At 64.0% G+C, this 16,273-nt stretch carries 14 protein-coding genes and 1 other RNA gene; 10 read left to right on the top strand and 5 right to left on the bottom strand.

Going from position 1 to position 16,273, the window contains the following annotated elements:
• Positions 1–483 precede the first annotated feature (483 nt).
• The 5 genes from ompA to RI103_RS04690 all read left to right on the top strand — a co-directional run bounded on the left by ompA (position 484) and on the right by RI103_RS04690 (position 3,882).
• The gene (gene ompA, locus RI103_RS04710) at positions 484–1,131 is read left to right on the top strand and encodes an outer membrane protein OmpA (protein ID WP_012433983.1); all 648 of its coding nucleotides are present in this window, start codon (positions 484–486) and stop codon (positions 1,129–1,131) included.
• Positions 1,132–1,323: 192 nt separating this feature from the next.
• Positions 1,324–2,022, top strand: a complete 699-nt coding sequence (ubiG, locus tag RI103_RS04705; protein WP_310814241.1) for a bifunctional 2-polyprenyl-6-hydroxyphenol methylase/3-demethylubiquinol 3-O-methyltransferase UbiG — start codon at positions 1,324–1,326, stop codon at positions 2,020–2,022.
• A 31-nt stretch (positions 2,023–2,053) separates the two neighbouring features.
• Positions 2,054–2,767, top strand: a complete 714-nt coding sequence (gene gph, locus RI103_RS04700; protein WP_310814240.1) for a phosphoglycolate phosphatase — start codon at positions 2,054–2,056, stop codon at positions 2,765–2,767.
• 116 nt (positions 2,768–2,883) lie between these two features.
• Positions 2,884–3,253, top strand: a transfer-messenger RNA (tmRNA) gene (gene ssrA / locus RI103_RS04695).
• A 269-nt stretch (positions 3,254–3,522) separates the two neighbouring features.
• Positions 3,523–3,882: a hypothetical protein gene (locus tag RI103_RS04690; protein WP_310814239.1), complete on the top strand. Its 360-nt coding sequence runs from the start codon at positions 3,523–3,525 to the stop codon at positions 3,880–3,882.
• 97 nt (positions 3,883–3,979) lie between these two features.
• On the opposite strand, the gene RI103_RS04685 is transcribed toward RI103_RS04690, so the two are convergent.
• Positions 3,980–4,246: a hypothetical protein gene (locus tag RI103_RS04685; RefSeq protein ID WP_310814238.1), complete on the bottom strand. Its 267-nt coding sequence runs from the start codon at positions 4,244–4,246 to the stop codon at positions 3,980–3,982.
• A gap of 108 nt (positions 4,247–4,354) precedes the next feature.
• On the bottom strand, positions 4,355–5,434 hold the full coding sequence (locus tag RI103_RS04680; RefSeq protein WP_310814237.1) for a substrate-binding domain-containing protein: 1,080 nt from the start codon (positions 5,432–5,434) through the stop codon (positions 4,355–4,357).
• Between the two features lie 134 nt (positions 5,435–5,568).
• Between RI103_RS04680 and RI103_RS04675 the strand changes: the two genes are divergently transcribed.
• Genes RI103_RS04675 through RI103_RS04660 form a run of 4 tightly spaced genes read left to right on the top strand, consistent with a single transcriptional unit; the run spans position 5,569 to position 10,835 of the window.
• Positions 5,569–6,054, top strand: a complete 486-nt coding sequence (locus RI103_RS04675; RefSeq protein WP_310814236.1) for an NAD(P)H-dependent oxidoreductase subunit E — start codon at positions 5,569–5,571, stop codon at positions 6,052–6,054.
• A complete protein-coding gene (locus RI103_RS04670) occupies positions 6,051–7,613 on the top strand; it encodes an NADH-ubiquinone oxidoreductase-F iron-sulfur binding region domain-containing protein (protein ID WP_310814235.1) in 1,563 nt (520 codons plus the stop codon). Before RI103_RS04675 ends, RI103_RS04670 begins: the two co-directional genes overlap by 4 nt.
• Positions 7,614–7,629: 16 nt before the next feature.
• Positions 7,630–10,575, top strand: coding sequence for a formate dehydrogenase subunit alpha (gene fdhF, locus RI103_RS04665; protein WP_310814234.1), 2,946 nt, complete (start codon positions 7,630–7,632; stop codon positions 10,573–10,575).
• An 8-nt stretch (positions 10,576–10,583) separates the two neighbouring features.
• Positions 10,584–10,835 (top strand): formate dehydrogenase subunit delta, encoded by a 252-nt coding sequence (locus RI103_RS04660; protein ID WP_310814233.1) that lies wholly within the window; start codon positions 10,584–10,586, stop codon positions 10,833–10,835.
• A gap of 131 nt (positions 10,836–10,966) precedes the next feature.
• On the opposite strand, the gene RI103_RS04655 is transcribed toward RI103_RS04660, so the two are convergent.
• From RI103_RS04655 to RI103_RS04645, 3 genes are all read right to left on the bottom strand, one after another.
• On the bottom strand, positions 10,967–12,691 hold the full coding sequence (locus RI103_RS04655) for an FAD-dependent monooxygenase (protein ID WP_310814232.1): 1,725 nt from the start codon (positions 12,689–12,691) through the stop codon (positions 10,967–10,969).
• 160 nt (positions 12,692–12,851) lie between these two features.
• The gene (locus tag RI103_RS04650) at positions 12,852–13,850 is read right to left on the bottom strand and encodes a cation diffusion facilitator family transporter (protein ID WP_310814231.1); all 999 of its coding nucleotides are present in this window, start codon (positions 13,848–13,850) and stop codon (positions 12,852–12,854) included.
• Complete coding sequence (locus RI103_RS04645) at positions 13,847–14,206, bottom strand: metalloregulator ArsR/SmtB family transcription factor (protein ID WP_310814230.1); 360 nt, start codon at positions 14,204–14,206, stop codon at positions 13,847–13,849. Before RI103_RS04645 ends, RI103_RS04650 begins: the two co-directional genes overlap by 4 nt.
• Positions 14,207–14,343: 137 nt before the next feature.
• On the opposite strand from RI103_RS04645, the gene RI103_RS04640 reads away from it, so the two are divergent.
• A complete protein-coding gene (locus tag RI103_RS04640; RefSeq protein WP_310814229.1) occupies positions 14,344–16,191 on the top strand; it encodes a tetratricopeptide repeat protein in 1,848 nt (615 codons plus the stop codon).
• Positions 16,192–16,273: the final 82 nt, after the last annotated feature.

Raw genomic sequence — 16,273 nt, 5'->3', positions numbered from 1 at the left:
TCCGTATCTTTTACGTGCCAAGACGACGGCTTAACTTCACTTCGCCGCGCCTTCGCGTAAGCATTGCAGGCGCAACGCATCACGCGATTCTAACATGCCGCGAATCCGCTCCCGGCGAAGGTGCGTATACCTATTAGTGGAATGCAAGCGAAGCGTTCCTCGGCGTCCATTTCTGGTCCGATCAGGCTCGATTCGTGCGTGAGGCAATTCGCCGCTCAGCCATGACTGGCGGAGCCTCCAGGGAATTGCTTCTGTTGCGCATGCACCACAATTGGAGGGTGATTTGATGGGGGGCAGATTTTTTTATCGTTGGAAGGGAACGATATGGCAAAATGCCAACGCACAAAGAGTTAGACACTGCTCGAAGTCTACACAGCACGTTTTTTGTTCTACACCGATGTTATACTTCGAGCAATGTATGACTTGTCTTCGTCAACAGGCTCGCAGTAAACCTGCGGTAATCTCAATTTCGAGAGGAGAAATATGAATAAACTTTCAAAGCTCGCGTTCATTGCAGCTACCGCGGTTATGGCTGCATCCGCCATGGCACAGTCGGTGCCGGCGTCGCGACAAGCTACGAACGACAACTGGGTGAATGGTACCGGCGAATACGTGTGGATGAACGGCACGAACGAGCTGTGCTGGCGCGATGCATTCTGGACGCCGGCAACGGCCAACGCAAAGTGCGATGGCGCTCTGGTTGCTCAAGCTCCGACTCCGCCGGCTCCGGTCGCACCTGCACCGGCTATTACGAGCCAGAAGATTACGTATCAAGCTGACGCACTGTTCGACTTTGACAAGGCAATCCTGAAGCCGGCTGGCAAGGAAAAGCTGGACGATCTGGCATCGAAGATCGGCGCGCTGAACCTCGAAGTCGTCGTCGCAACGGGTTACACGGACCGTATCGGTTCGGACAAGTACAACGACCGTCTGTCGCTGCGCCGTGCTCAAGCTGTGAAGGCATACCTCGTCAGCAAGGGCATCGAATCCAACCGTATCTATACGGAAGGCAAGGGCAAGCGCAACCCGGTTACGACCGGTTGCAACCAGAAGAACCGCAAGCAACTCATCGCCTGCCTCGCACCGGATCGTCGCGTGGAAGTCGAAGTTGTCGGTACTTCGAAGCAGTAAGCAACACAATACCGCAGTATCAAAGCCCCGCTTCGGCGGGGCTTTTTTTATGTCCGGCCGCTAGCGCGTTGTCGCGCGCCGGCAGCGGGCGGACCTCGAGGGAGGGCATTTTGCTGCCCCGTCTCTCGCCCTATATACTCAGGGTTTATCCTCGAGCGCCCGCTCACCGCTTTCTTCGAGGCAGCTTCCGCCATGACCAACGCCGATCCCCACGAACTGCAGAAATTTAGCGACCTTGCGCATCGTTGGTGGGACCCGAATGCCGAATTCAAGCCGTTGCACGAGCTCAATCCCATTCGCCTGAACTGGATCGACACGCACGCGCATCTCGCGGGCAAGACCGTGCTGGACATCGGTTGCGGCGGCGGCATTCTGTCCGAGTCGATGGCCGGCCTGGGCGCGCACGTGAAGGGCATCGACCTGTCAACCCAAGCTTTGGGCGTGGCCGATCTTCACAGCCTTGAAAGTGGCGTAACTGTCGATTACGAAGAAATCGCCGCCGAGGCGCTCGCCGCCCGCGAACCGGGTACGTACGACGTCGTGACCTGCATGGAAATGCTGGAGCACGTGCCTCGGCCAGCCGCCATCGTCGAGGCATGCAAGACGCTGGTGAAACCCGGCGGCTGGGTGTTCTTTTCCACGTTGAACCGCAACGTGAAGTCGTACCTGTTCGCCGTGATCGGCGCCGAATACATCGCGCGAATGCTGCCCAAGGGCACGCACGACTACGCGCGCTTCATTCGCCCGTCGGAATTGGCGAGCTTTGTGCGCGCGGCCGACCTGCACACGGCCAATATCAAGGGCATCGTCTATAACCCGCTCAGCAAGCATTTCATGCTGTCCGCCGACACGAGCGTGAATTACATGCTCGCCTGCCGACGCGACTTCTGATCCGCCCCGACCTGCCGGACCTATTGAATCAATGAGCGATCCCACGCCCCTGCCCCAACGCGAAGACAACGAAGACGCACTCGGTCTTTGCCAAGCCGTCCTGTTCGACCTCGACGGCACGCTAGCCGACACGGCACCCGACCTCGCGGCCGCCGTCAACAAGATGCGCCACGATCGCGGGCTGGAGATGGTGCCGCTCGAAGATCTGCGCCCGCTTGCGTCGGCAGGCGCGCGCGGGCTGATCGGCGGTGCGTTTGGGATCGGCCCCGATAGTCACGAGTTCGCGTCGATGCGCGAGGAGTTTCTCGCCAACTACGAAGCAGACCTGTGCATCGAGACCACGCTGTTTCCGGGCATCCCGGAATTGCTCGACGAGTTGGACGCACGCGGCGTGCGATGGGGCATCGTCACGAACAAGGTTGCACGGCTCACCGAGCCGCTGATCGCGCAACTCGGCCTCGAAGAGCGGGCGGGTTGTATCGTGAGCGGCGACACGACGCCGCATTCGAAACCACACCCGGCGCCGTTGCTGCACGCCGCGCGTGAACTGGGCGTGGTGCCGGAGCGCATCGTCTACGTCGGCGACGATCTGCGCGACGTGCAGGCGGGTTTCGCCGCCGGCATGAAGACGGTCGCGGCGGCATACGGCTACTGCGGCAACGATATTCCGCCGACACAATGGCACGCGCAACACGTCGTCCAGTCGCCGGCTGAATTGCAGAGGCTGCTGCGCGACCTCGACTGAAGCGCAGGCGGCGGATAAAGCCAAGCCGCCGCGCCAGCCACGCCAATGAGTCAGGACGTGGCCGTCAATCTATTGTAAAATCTTCGCTTGGCTCAGAAACTTGAGCAACGAACCGCGGGGGCGACCTGGTTTCGACAGGGGTTGCGAAGCGGCTAGGGCATGTCGAGGACCCGTCACCTCGTTAATCAATGGGAAAAACGTAACTGCAAACGACGATACGTTCGCACTGGCAGCCTAAGGGCCGCCGTCCTCTGCCTAGTTCACTGACGGGCTAGAGTCGCAAGACCGGTAGCAATACCGACAGAGGTCATATACGTCAGTTAAGCCTTGGTGGTGTCACGACATCCGGGTCGAAAAATTAGTGAATCGCCGTCGTGCAGCGTGTTCGTCCGCGTCACTACGGTTAAATCAAATGACAGAACTAAACATGTAGAACTGGTCGTAGAGTGCTTCTGGACGCGGGTTCGATTCCCGCCGCCTCCACCAGAACACGTTTCACGCCGCACCATCAAGTCTCACCTGAAACCCGTAAGCAGTCTGCTGCTTGCGGGTTTTTTCTTATCCCCCGCGTCCTTCCCGCTGCGCTCTTTCCCGCACTATTCTTATCTCATCCCAGTACTGCTCCCTGACGGACCCCATCCCGATCCTCTCGCGAAGTAGTGATTGGAATAAAAGCATCCGCTCAGTCGTTTGATCCTCACGCGCACGCACGCCGTGCTCGCGTGAGACCAACACCAAAATCAGGAGCCCACATCATGCGCAAGACTCTCTTCTGCCTCGCCCTCCTCGCACTGCAACAAAGCGCATTCGCAGAGGCGCCGAAAATCGTCGACGGGCGCTTCGTCACTGCGGACGGCATGACGCTCTACACCTTCGACAAGGACACGACGCCCGGCGTAAGCGCCTGCACCGGCGGCTGCATGAACTACTGGCCAGCGGCCACGGCTAGCGCGTCGGACAAGCCGTCTGGTGACTGGACCTTGATCGCCGGCGCCGACGGCAAGCAGCAATGGGCATACAAGGGCCATCCGCTGTATCGCTATGCGGCGGACAAGCAGGCGGGAGACATGAAGGGAGAAGGCTTCAAGGACATGTGGCACACGGCGAAGCCTTAAACACCGGCCGCCAGGCAACGGCACCAAGCTAAACCCTGAGAGCCAAACGGAAGACGCCGGCAGAACGCCGGCGTCGCGCCAACAACCATGCGTCCGCTTATTCGTCTTTAGGGCACTGCAGATTGCAGCCATTCGGATCGCCCATATCACCTCGTTTGCGCATGGCCGATTTTTTGCCGGTCTGGTACTTGTCCGACGGCGCCGACGCCGCAAACGGCATTTGCGGATGCTCGGCAAGACGGAACTGATCTTGCAGGATGCCGCCAGGAACACCCGGCGAATTCTGCGCGAACGCAACCGAAGCGGTGGCGAGAAGCACACCAGCCGTCGCAACGGCGGCACATGCGTGAAGAATGACTTTCATATCGATCGGCGCGACGTAGCGCGCGGTTAAGGCGGAAGCGGAAGCTTAGAGAGTATCCCAAACGGACGCCATACGCAGCGCGAAACACAGACTCATGTTTACCGCTGCTTACGCTACCGCTTCGCCCAGGCCCTCGTCGAGATCGACCAGCTTGCCGCACTCATGTGGGTCGTAGCCTTCTAGCTGATCGACGCTATGCCGAAACGCGCTGCCGCGCAGCAAATCGAGCACTGTCGCAAGCGGCGCACGTTCGAGGCGTGCGCGGTCACAGGCAAAATAATAGTCTTCGTCGACGATCGGAATGAAGTCGAGACCGAAGTGATGCGCCGCGGGCTCCACGCCAAAACCCACATCCGCCATGCCGCTCGCAACAAACGCCGCAATCGCCGAGTGCGTGAGTTCGGCTGACGCATAGCCATTGACCCGATCCGGATCGACTCCAACTTTCCGTAGCGCGAGATCGAGCAACATGCGCGTGCCGGAGCCCGGTTGTCGATTGACGAAGCGGATATCGTCGCGCGCGAGATCGCCCAGGCTGGCGATTCCCTTGGGATTGCCCTTGCCGAGAAAGAGCCCTTGCTTGCGTCGCGTGAGATGCACGAGCACGTGACGCTGCGGGTCGAGCCAGCGCCGGTACGCATCGGCGCATGCCGCGCGAAATTCGCCGAGCGGCAAATGAAAGCCGGCCAGATCGCATTCGCCCCGCGCGAGCGCGCTGACGGCGTCCGCGCTGTCGCGATACTTGATATCGACCGGCAGATCGTTGGCGACCAGCGCCGTCACGAGCGCGGCCACCGCGTAACCGTGCGACGCGAAGATGCGCACGTCGTCGGCGGCGGGGGCGAGCCAGCGGTTCAGATCGCTCGCCACTTCGCTGGCGAGCGCCTGCATGTTGCCGTCGAGCCGCTCGCCACACAGACGCTGCGCACGCAACACCGCTTGCCCGAGTTCGGAGAGCACCGAGCCGCGGCCACGCTCTTTCGCGATCAACGGACCGCCCAAACGCTCTTCGATGCTGCGCAGCAAACCCCACGCGTGACGGTAGGACAAACCCTTAAGCATCGCCGCCTGCGCGATGCTGCCGGATTCATCGACCAGCGCGAGGAGCGGCACCACGTCCGACAGGCTTGCCTCGCGGCCGTCCGGACCCTTCACCACCAGTTGCGCGTGACACTCGATTCTGATCATATATGTTGAACTCTTTCCTATTGCATCGGCCGAATCACCCGCCTATTGTTCGGCTATTCCCTACCGAATATACAAAGCATAAGTGCACGCATTATGAATAACAAGTGCATATATGACTTTGAAGGAGCTTTCATTTGGACGATTCCATCGCCATCGCGCCGGAGCAACTGGTGCAGCGTCACGCGCAACCGGGCATGTCGCTGCTAGCGGTCTTGCACGCGATTCAGGACGAAGTTGGTTATGTGCCACCCGCCGCGGTTGCGCCGCTAGCGCGTGCCATGAACCTGTCGCGCGCGGAAGTGCACGGCGTCATCACCTACTACCACCACTTCCGCTCGCAGCCGGCCGCGCCCGTGACGGTGCAACTGTGCCGCGCGGAAGCCTGCCGCAGCATGGGCACCGAGGCCCTCGCGCAGCATATCGAGGCTCACACCGGTTGCCGCTTCGACGCCGAACACCAGCACGGCGCGGCGGTCGAACTAGAATCAGTGTATTGCCTCGGCCAATGCGCGCTGTCCCCGGCGCTGATGCTCAACGGCACGCTGCACGCCAGAGTCACGCCGCAAAAATTCGACGCGATTTTCGCGGCCGCCAGCAAGTGTGTGGAGGTGACGGCATGACGCGCATCTACGTTCCCCGTGATTCGTCGGCGCTGGCGCTCGGCGCCGATGCGCTCGCTCAGGCAATCGAAGCTGAAGCCGCACGCCGCGGCGTTGCAATCGAACTGGTTCGCAACGGTTCGCGCGGTCTGCTGTGGCTCGAACCGCTCGTCGAAGTGCAAACGCCTGAAGGCCGCATCGGCTACGCGAATGTCGAAGCAAACGACGTCGCCGCGTTGTTCGACGCCGGCTTGCTTGAAGGCGGGGCACACGCGAACCGCGTCGGCGTGGTCGACGACATTCCGTATCTGAAGAAGCAGCAGCGCCTGACCTTCGCGCGCATCGGCATCACGGATCCGCTTTCCATCGACGACTACGTCGCCCACGGCGGTCTCGAAGGTTTGCGCCAAGCCCTGCAGACCGACGGCGACGCCGCCTGCGAAGCCCTGATCGAATCCGGCCTGCGTGGCCGTGGCGGCGCGGCCTTCCCCGCCGGCATCAAATGGCGCACGGTGCGCGGCGCCAAGGCGGCGCAGAAGTACATCGTCTGCAACGCGGACGAAGGCGATTCCGGCACCTTCTCCGACCGCCTCGTGATGGAAAGCGATCCGTACGTGCTGATCGAAGGGATGATCATCGCGGGCGTCGTGACGGGCGCGACGGTCGGCCATATCTACGTGCGCAGCGAGTACCCGCATTCGATCGCGATGCTCGAAGCGGCCATCGCCAAAGCGCGCGCCGCCGGCTGGCTCGGCGACAGCGTGCTTTCGACAACGCATCGCTTCGAACTGTTCGTCGCGAAAGGCGCCGGTGCCTATGTGTGCGGCGAGGAAACGGCGCTGCTCGAATCGCTCGAAGGCAAGCGCGGCATCGTGCGCGCCAAGCCGCCGGTGCCGGCGCTCGTCGGCCTGTTCGGCCAGCCGACCGTGATCAACAACGTCATCACGCTCGCCACGGTACCGATCATCTTCGCGCGCGGCGCGGCCTTCTACAAAGACTTCGGCATGGGCCGCTCGCGCGGCACGCTGCCGTTCCAGCTGGCGGGCAACGTCAAGCAAGGCGGTCTGGTCGAACTCGCGTTCGGCGTGACGCTGCGCGAATTGCTCTACGACTACGGCGGCGGCACGGCGAGCGGCCGGCCGGCGCGCGCGGTGCAAGTGGGCGGCCCGCTCGGCACGTATCTGCCGGAAAGCCAGTGGGACATTCCGATGGACTACGAGGCGTACGCGGCAGTCGGCGCGGTGGTAGGCCACGGCGGCCTCGTCGTGCATGACGACACCTCGAATCTCGCTGAACTCGCGCAGTACGCCATGCACTTTTGCGCACTCGAATCGTGCGGCAAATGCACACCGTGCCGGATCGGCTCGACGCGCGGCGTCGAAGTGATCGGCCGGATTCGCAACGGCGATACGTCCACTCGGCAGGTGCAGTTGCTACGCGATCTGTGCGACACGATGGTGTCCGGTTCGCTCTGCGCGATGGGCGGCATGACGCCGTTCCCGGTGCTGTCCGCACTCGATCATTTCCCCGAAGACTTCGGTCTCGCCAACGTGTCTCATCACGCGCCGAAAGCGGCCTGACCCAGGAGCCCCCCACATGTCCGACCTGCTCAACTCTTCCTCCGGCGGCTGCGGCTCAGGCAACTGCGCATGCAAAGCGCAAGCCCAGCAACGCGCGACCCGCTCGTTTTTCGACGACACCGATTTCGGCACGCCCGCGCGTCACGCCGATGTCGACGTCACGCTGGAAATCGATGGCCAGTCCGTCACCGTTCCCGCCGGCACTTCTGTGATGCGCGCCGCCGTCGAAGCGGGCGTCAACGTGCCGAAGCTCTGCGCGACCGATTCGCTGGAACCGTTCGGCTCGTGCCGTTTGTGTCTCGTGGAAATCGAAGGCAAGCGCGGCTATCCCGCCTCGTGCACGACGCCGGTCGAAGCCGGCATGAAGGTCCGTACGCAAACCGACCGTCTGCAGTCGCTGCGCCGCAATGTGATGGAGTTGTACATCTCCGATCACCCGCTCGACTGCCTCACCTGCCCCGCCAACGGCGACTGCGAATTGCAGGACATGGCGGGCGTCACGGGCTTGCGCGAAGTGCGCTACGGTTTCGACGGCGCGAATCATTTGAAGGATAAAAAAGACGAGTCGAACCCGTACTTCACGTACGACGCGTCGAAATGCATCGTCTGCAATCGCTGCGTGCGCGCGTGCGAAGAAACGCAAGGCACGTTCGCGCTGACCATCGCCGGACGCGGGTTCGAATCGCGCGTGGCGGCCAGCGAAAACGTGCCGTTCATGGAATCGGAATGCGTGTCGTGCGGCGCGTGCGTGGCCGCGTGCCCGACCGCGACCTTGCAGGAAAAGACCGTCATCATGCTTGGCCAGGCCGAGCATTCGGTCGTCACCACCTGCGCGTATTGCGGCGTCGGCTGTTCGTTCAAGGCGGAGATGAAGGGCAACGAGGTCGTGCGGATGGTGCCGCACAAGAACGGCCAGGCCAACGAAGGCCACGCCTGCGTGAAGGGTCGCTTTGCGTGGGGCTACGCGACGCACAAGGACCGCATCACCAAGCCGATGATCCGCGCGAAGATCACCGACCCGTGGCGCGAAGTCAGTTGGGAAGAAGCGCTCACGTATGCGGCCTCGGAATTCCGCCGCATTCAGGCCAAGCACGGGCGCGATTCGATCGGCGGCATCACGTCGTCGCGTTGCACGAATGAAGAAACGTATCTGGTGCAAAAGCTCGTGCGCGCCGCGTTCGGCAACAACAACGTCGATACCTGCGCGCGTGTCTGCCACTCGCCGACCGGCTATGGACTGAAGACCACGCTCGGCGAATCGGCGGGCACGCAGACTTTCGCATCCGTCGATAAAGCCGACGTGATCATGGTGATCGGCGCGAATCCGACCGACGGCCACCCGGTGTTCGGCTCGCGTCTGAAGCGCCGTGTGCGTGAAGGCGCGAAGCTGATCGTCGTGGATCCGCGCCGCATCGATATCGTCGATACGCCGCACGTGAAGGCCTCGCATCATCTGCAATTGCGGCCGGGCACCAACGTGGCGGTCGTGAACGCGCTGGCGCATGTGATCGTCACCGAAGGCCTGGTCAACGAAGCCTTCGTCGCCGAGCGCTGCGAAACGCGCGCGTTCGAGCAATGGCGCGATTTCGTCGCGCTGCCCGAGAACGCGCCGGAAGCGACCGAAGCGCTGACCGGCGTACCGGCTCAATTCGTGCGCGAAGCCGCCCGCATCTACGCGACCGGCGGCAACGCAGCGATCTACTACGGCCTCGGCGTCACCGAACACGCGCAAGGCTCGACCATGGTGATGGGCATCGCCAACCTCGCGATGGCGACGGGCAACATCGGCCGTGAAGGCGTGGGCGTCAATCCGCTGCGCGGCCAGAACAACGTGCAGGGTTCGTGCGACATGGGCTCGTTCCCGCACGAACTGCCGGGCTATCGCCACATCAGCGACACGGTCACGCGCACGCTGTTCGAGGAAGCCTGGAACGTCACGCTGCAACCGGAGCCGGGCCTGCGCATCCCGAACATGTTCGATGCCGCCGTGCACGGCACCTTCAAGGGTCTGTACTGCCAGGGCGAAGACATCGTGCAGTCGGATCCGAACACGCATCACGTGTCGGCGGCCCTGTCGTCGATGGAATGCATCGTCGTGCAGGACATTTTCCTGAACGAGACCGCCAAGTATGCGCACGTGCTGCTGCCCGGTTCGTCGTTCCTCGAAAAAGACGGCACGTTCACCAACGCGGAGCGCCGCATCTCGCGCGTGCGCAAGGTCATGCCGCCGGTGCCGGGTTACGCCGACTGGGAAGTCACGGTGATGCTCGCGCGCGCGCTCGGCTATGAAATGGACTACACGCATCCGTCGCAGATCATGGACGAGATCGCGCGTCTCACGCCGACCTTCCACGGTGTCTCGTACAAAAAGCTCGACGAGATGGGCAGCATCCAGTGGCCGTGCAACGAAGATGCGCCGGACGGCACGCCGACCATGCACATCGACGCGTTCGTGCGCGGCAAAGGCAAATTCGTGATCACGAAGTTCATCGCGACGCCGGAGAAAGTCACGCGCAAGTTCCCGATGCTGCTCACCACGGGCCGTATCCTGTCGCAATACAACGTCGGCGCGCAAACCCGCCGCACCGAGAACTCGCGCTGGCACGACGAGGATCGGCTGGAAATCCATCCGCACGACGCGGAAGAGCGCGGTATCAAGACCGACGACTGGGTCGGCATCGAATCGCGCGCGGGACAGACCGTGTTGCGCGCGAAGGTGACCGAGCGCATGCAGCCGGGCGTGGTCTATACGACGTTCCACTTCCCCGAATCGGGCGCGAACGTGATCACCACCGATAGCTCGGACTGGGCGACCAACTGTCCGGAGTACAAGGTGACCGCGGTGCAGGTGATGCCGGTCGAACAGCCGTCGCAATGGCAGAAAGACTATTCGCGTTTCAACACCGAACAGCTCGATTTGCTGAAGCAGCGCGAGCTGGCCAACGCGACATCGGGTAAGTGAGGGCAGCCATGGACAATCAGAGCCTGATCGACATGGCCAACCGGATCGGCGACTTTTTCGATTCGATGCCCGACCGCGAGGAAGCACTCGCCGGCATCGCCGACCATATCCGCCGTTTCTGGGAGCCGCGTATGCGCCGCGCGTTGCTGGGGGCGCTCGATGAGCCGGATGCGAGCGGCATTAAGATGTCGGCGATCGTCGAGGAAGCGCTCGTCAAACACCGCGAGCAACTGACGCCGGCCGCGCCTGCGACGGTGTAGCCACGCGGGTAGCTGCGACGGTGCAGCCTGGCCGTGCTCGCGCGCAAGCCAGGTCGCACCAATGAGGGTGTACCGAACCGCGCGCTTAGCGCATCACTTCCCTACCGCTTAGTCTCCGCAGGCGGCCCATATCACAGGGCCGCCTGCTCCGGTATCTGACCGCTCACCGTGAACCACGCTTCGCAATGCCGCAACAGGCCGTGCAGATCGGAGCCGGTGCGTCCACGCGCGCTGATGTAGCCGTCCGGCCGCACCAGATAGAACGACGGCCGCGTGCGGCCATACGACTCGGAGAGCGCCGGGCCGCCATCGCCGATCGTATCCGTGATGCGCCAGATGCGCACCGCGCCCGGCAGCAATCGTTCGACTTCCGCCGCCACGCGCTCCATTTCCGCGTCCGGCGGCGGCGCATGCTTCGCCGCGGGATCGAGCGGCGTTTTGTCGACCGGCAGCGGCGGCACCAGCAGGAACAGCGAGAAGAACGCCGGGTCGTGCAGATCGAAAATGCAGCCCACGCCAGGCGCGCGGCCAAGCGGTCCGTCCACCACATGCACCAGCGCGTCGGGCGCGCGCTCGCCGGCACGCGGTCCGCCGTCGAGCACGCGTTCGAGCGTCAGCGGACTGCGGCGGTACTGAATCGACAACTCGCTGATGGTGGCGCGCGCGGCGTCGCGCAACGGACCCAGCGCGGCGAGGACCGGCATCACGCGTTCGCGTAGCAGCTTCAGCGGTCCGTGATCGGCCTCGGCCATGTGCGTGATGAAGCCGGTTTGCCGCAGCACGTCTCGTTCGATCGGATGACGTTCGAGGTGATAGGTGTCGAGCAGGCGATCGGGTGCCGCGCCTTTCAACACGCGCGCCAGCTTCCAGCCGAGATTGAACGCTTCCTGAATGCCGGTGTTCATGCCTTGCGCCCCGGCCGGGCTGTGCACATGCGCGGCGTCGCCCGCGAGAAAAATGCGGCCGACGCGCAACCGGTCCACCATGCGGCTATTCAGATGGAAATACGCGGACCACGCCAGATCGGACACGTCGACCCGCTCGCGCACGCGCCTCGCGATCAGCGCCTTGCACTCCTCGAGCGACGGCGCCGGCACTTTGTTCAACGGTGGCTCGCCCAACACGGCGGGCGTCGCGGATGGCGCGACGGCGGCCGGCTCGAGCGCATGATCCGCGATCAGACGATGCCGGCCGTGGCCCATCGGAAACAGCGCTACCAGTCCTTCGCCTGACGCGAAGATATGGAACTCGTCTTCGGGCCAATCGGTTTCGGCGTGCAGATCGGCAAGCAGGAAAGTCTGCTCGAAGGTCTTGCCTTCAAAGCTCAGACCCAGCCGATGACGGATCGCGCTGTGCGCGCCGTCGGCGGCGATCACGTATGACGGACGCATCGTCTCCGTGTGGCCGTCCGCGCGGCGCAGCGTCGCCTGAATGCTGGCGGCGCCTTGCGCGAACATGGTCAGCTCGACGCCGCGCTCGATCGCCACGCCGAGCGTCGCGAGATGCTCCGTCAGCAAGCGCTCGGTCACGGACTGATCGAGAAACAGCAGATACGGATAGCGCGTGTGCAGCGGATCGAAGTCGAGTTGCGCGAGACGCATGCCGTTTGAAAACAGATTGGCGATGCGCGCGCGATGGCCGAGTTCGAGAAACGGTTCGACCAGCCGATGCTGCTCGAGCAACTCGAGCGTGCGCGCCTGGATGCCGATGGCCCGTGAATAGGGGTTCGGCTGCATGGCTTTGTCGATCAGACGCACGGGGATGTGGGCACGCGCCAGACTCATCGCTGCGGCGAGCCCCGTGGGCCCCGCCCCGACGATCAGCACCGGCGACGCATCGTTTGCGGCAGCGTCCATGCGGAACTCCGGAAACAACAATGCGTTCTAGTGTACGCCCGCGGGAAGTCCCTTTGGGGGGCGCTGCCGACAACGTGCTAACGGTGCGTTGCTTCAATGGCGCGGCCGGCGTGGGCTTGCTGAGCCCTTGCTGTGAGGTTGCTGCGCGCTCCCGTCCGCCTCAATGTGCGTGCGGTGCATGCTCCATCGCGCACCGATGTTCCGTGGTGCCGAGGTCGACCTGCAGCGTCGCGTGCTGCATCGAAAAGCGTTCGCGCAGCGTGGCCACAATGTGGTCGAGCAACTCGTCGCCAGGGTGGCCGGCCGGCATCACCAGATGCGCGCTGAGCGCATTGCCGGTGGTGGACAGCGCCCACACGTGCAGATCGTGCACGTCGACGACGCCGGGTTGCCCCGCCAGATAATCGCGGATGCTCTGCAGATCGACGCCGGGCGGCACGGCGTCGAGCGCGAGGCGCACCGAATCGCGCAACAGCCCCCACGTGCCGACCACCACGACCGCCACCACGAACAGGCTCATGAGCGGGTCGAGCCACGTCCAGTTGGTGTAGAGAATCACGAGGCCGCTCACCGCGACCGCCGCCGAGATGCCGGCATCCGCCGCCATGTGCAGGAACGCGCCGCGAATGTTCAGGTCTTCCTTCTGTCCGCGCATGAAGAGCCATGCGGAAATCCCGTTGACCACCACGCCGACCGTCGCGACGACAAACACCGCGAGCCCCGCCACCGGCGCCGGATTCATCAGGCGTCCGATTGCTTCGGCGACGATCACGCCGCACGCGAACAGCAGCAGCCCGGCATTGACGAGCGAGGCGAGGATCGACGAGCTGCCGTAGCCGAACGTATAGCGCGCCGACGGACGACGCGTGGCAAGCCAGGCGGCGCCCCAGGCAAGCAGAAGGCCGAGGACGTCGGAGAGATTGTGGCCGGCGTCGGCGAGCAGCGCGGTGGAATGGGCGATCACGCCGTAGACCGCTTGCGCGATCACGATGGCGACGTTCAACACGACGGCAAGCGCGAACGCGCGGCCGTGGCCTGCAACGGGTGCGTGAGCGTGGTGGTGGCCGGCGTGGCCGTGACTATGGCTGTGCGTGTGACCGTGGGTATGTTCATGGCCGACGTGGCCATGCCCTTCGTGGCCGTGCTCGTTCTGCTTCATGACAGGTCCAGAGAATAGTCGCCGGCCGGTTCGGCCACGTGTTCGAGCATGCCGGCCAGCATCGCGCTGATATGGCGATCGGCGGCGAGATAGAAGACCTGCTTGCCCTGCCGCTCCGCGCGCACGATCCGCGCCGCGCGCAGCAGGCGCAAATGATGGCTCACCAGCGACGACGACAAACCCAGCGCCTGGGCAATCGCGCCGACTGCGCGCCGCTCGTCGAGGCACGCCAGCACGATGCGCAAGCGCGTGGGGTCGCCGAGCAGGCGAAACAGGTCGGCGAGCGGCACGATCGTGTCGACCGGGCGCTCTTCAAAGCTCGCCAACGAAACGGCAGAAGCGACGGAGGAAGCCATGGCATTCGAGGTTGCGGAGGCACATATGAACAAGTATTCACACGTTATAGATATTGGGACGATCGGTCAATTCGGAGCGCGCTCCGGCGAGTGTGGGAAAATGCGGCCTCTGCCTCACCCAAAATGCCATCCCCGTCATGCAACCTGTATTTGACCGCGCTTTCGCGGCGCATCGTGACGGCCGCCTCGAAGATGCCGAACGCGGCTACCGCGCGACGCTCGAAGGCAATCCCGCGCACGTCGATGCGTTGCACCTGCTGGGCGTCCTGCGCCACCAGCAGGGCCAGCACGCCGAAGCCGCCGCGCTCGTGCGGCGCGCGGTGAACCTGCGCCCGGAAGACGCCGCGCTGCAACTGAACCTGGGCAACGCGCTGAAAGCGCTCGGTCAGATCGACGACGCCATCGAACAGTTTCGCAATGCGCTGACGCTGGCGCCGTCGTTCCCGATGGCGCACTACAACCTGGGCAACGCATACGCCGCGGTGGGCCGTCACGAAGACGCCGCCGACGCGTTCGAGAAATCGTTGCGCCTGCAACCGAACGACGCCTCGTCGCATAACAACCTCGGCAACGCGCTGCACGCGCTCGGACGCCACACGGAAGCGATCGCCGCTTTCCAGCGCACGCTCGAATTGCGGCCCGGCCACGCCGGCGCGCTCAACAACATGGGGATGTCGCTGAATGCGCTCGGTCGCGCGCAAGAGGCGATCCCGTGTTTTCAGACGGCATTGACAGCCGAGCCGCGCTTCGTCGCCGCGCATTTCAATCTCGCCAACACGTTCGACGCCACCGGCCGCCATGCCGAAGCGGTCACTTCGTTCAAGGCGGCACTGGCGCTGCAGCCGAATTTGCCACCAGCGATCTTCGGCATGGGTAACGCGCTCGCATCATTGGGATGCCACGCGGAAGCGCTGCCCTATCTCGAGCGCGCGGTCGGTCTCGATCCGCAATTCGCGCTCGCGTGGCTGAGTCTGGGCACCGCGCACCAGGCACTGGGTGCGCATGGGCCGGCCGTGCGCGCCTTCGATCAGGCGCTGCGTCTACGCCCGGACCTCGCCTCTGCGCACCTGAACCGCGCGCTCGCGTGGCTCGCGTTGCGCGATTTCGGCCGCGGATTGCCGGAGTACGAGTGGCGGCTGCAAACCATGGCGCAGCCGGTGATCCAGACGCTGCCGCGCTGGCACGGCGAGCCGATCGCACAACATACGCTGTTGGTCCATGCCGAGCAGGGTTTCGGCGACACGCTGCAATTCGTGCGCTTCGTCCCGCTCGTCGCGCAGCGCGCGGCGCGCGTCGTGCTCGAAGTACAGCCACAGCTGCTGCCCTTGCTGGCCCCTGCCGCGCAAGCCTGGCGCGTGACGCTGATCGCCCAGGGCACGCCGCGGCCCGCCGCCGATCTGCAATGCCCGCTGCTGAGCGTGCCGCTCGCACTCGGCACGGCCTACGACACCATTCCGGAGCAGACGCCCTACCTCAGCGTGCCGCCTGCCTACGGCCGCAAATGGCGCGGCTCGCTCGGCGGCCAGGCGAAGCGCAAGATCGGCATCGCGTGGTCGGGACGCATCCAGCAAAACGAAACGCGTTCGATGCCGCTCGCCGCGCTCGATCCGCTGTTCGCACTCGAAGGCATCGACTGGATCGTGCTGCAGCCCGAGTTGAGCGCCGACGAACGCGCGGCGCTCGACGCGCATCCGCGTGCGGCGTCGATTCATCGCTTCGACAGGCGGATCGGCGACTTCGCGGACACGGCGGCGATCATCGAACGGCTCGACGCGGTGGTGTCGATCGATACGTCCATCGCGCACCTGGCCGGCGCGCTGCGCAAGCCGCTCTGGCTGATGCTGCCGTTCGCGGCGGACTGGCGCTGGTTTGCCGGCGAGACACGCAGCCCCTGGTATCCGGGCGCGACGCTGCTGCGCCAGCCGCGACCCGGTGCATGGGGCGACGTCGTCGAGGCCGTGGCGAACGAATTGCGCAACGGCTAGCGCGAGCACCGCGCAACGGGACAATCAGCGCAGTTGCTGAGCCAAAAACAAAAACCCCGCGTTCGTGAGAACGCGGGGTTTC

This window comes from Paraburkholderia sp. FT54, assembly GCF_031585635.1.
Lineage (GTDB): Bacteria > Pseudomonadota > Gammaproteobacteria > Burkholderiales > Burkholderiaceae > Paraburkholderia.
The sequence above is the reverse complement of the archived record's forward strand: the minus strand, read 5'-3'. Positions and strand labels throughout refer to the sequence as shown.

Excerpts from the sequence above, each read along its gene's own strand:
- RI103_RS04685 (WP_310814238.1), bottom strand. The coding sequence starts at position 4,246 with ATGAAAGTCATTCTTCACGCATGTGCCGCCGTTGCGACGGCTGGTGTG.
- RI103_RS04680 (WP_310814237.1), bottom strand. The coding sequence starts at position 5,434 with ATGATCAGAATCGAGTGTCACGCGCAACTGGTGGTGAAGGGTCCGGAC.
- RI103_RS04690 (WP_310814239.1), top strand. The coding sequence starts at position 3,523 with ATGCGCAAGACTCTCTTCTGCCTCGCCCTCCTCGCACTGCAACAAAGC.
- RI103_RS04655 (WP_310814232.1), bottom strand. The coding sequence starts at position 12,691 with ATGGACGCTGCCGCAAACGATGCGTCGCCGGTGCTGATCGTCGGGGCG.
- RI103_RS04650 (WP_310814231.1), bottom strand. The coding sequence starts at position 13,850 with ATGAAGCAGAACGAGCACGGCCACGAAGGGCATGGCCACGTCGGCCAT.
- RI103_RS04645 (WP_310814230.1), bottom strand. The coding sequence starts at position 14,206 with ATGGCTTCCTCCGTCGCTTCTGCCGTTTCGTTGGCGAGCTTTGAAGAG.
- ubiG (WP_310814241.1), top strand. The coding sequence starts at position 1,324 with ATGACCAACGCCGATCCCCACGAACTGCAGAAATTTAGCGACCTTGCG.
- gph (WP_310814240.1), top strand. The coding sequence starts at position 2,054 with ATGAGCGATCCCACGCCCCTGCCCCAACGCGAAGACAACGAAGACGCA.
- RI103_RS04670 (WP_310814235.1), top strand. The coding sequence starts at position 6,051 with ATGACGCGCATCTACGTTCCCCGTGATTCGTCGGCGCTGGCGCTCGGC.
- RI103_RS04640 (WP_310814229.1), top strand. The coding sequence starts at position 14,344 with ATGCAACCTGTATTTGACCGCGCTTTCGCGGCGCATCGTGACGGCCGC.
- fdhF (WP_310814234.1), top strand. The coding sequence starts at position 7,630 with ATGTCCGACCTGCTCAACTCTTCCTCCGGCGGCTGCGGCTCAGGCAAC.
- ompA (WP_012433983.1), top strand. The coding sequence starts at position 484 with ATGAATAAACTTTCAAAGCTCGCGTTCATTGCAGCTACCGCGGTTATG.
- RI103_RS04660 (WP_310814233.1), top strand. The coding sequence starts at position 10,584 with ATGGACAATCAGAGCCTGATCGACATGGCCAACCGGATCGGCGACTTT.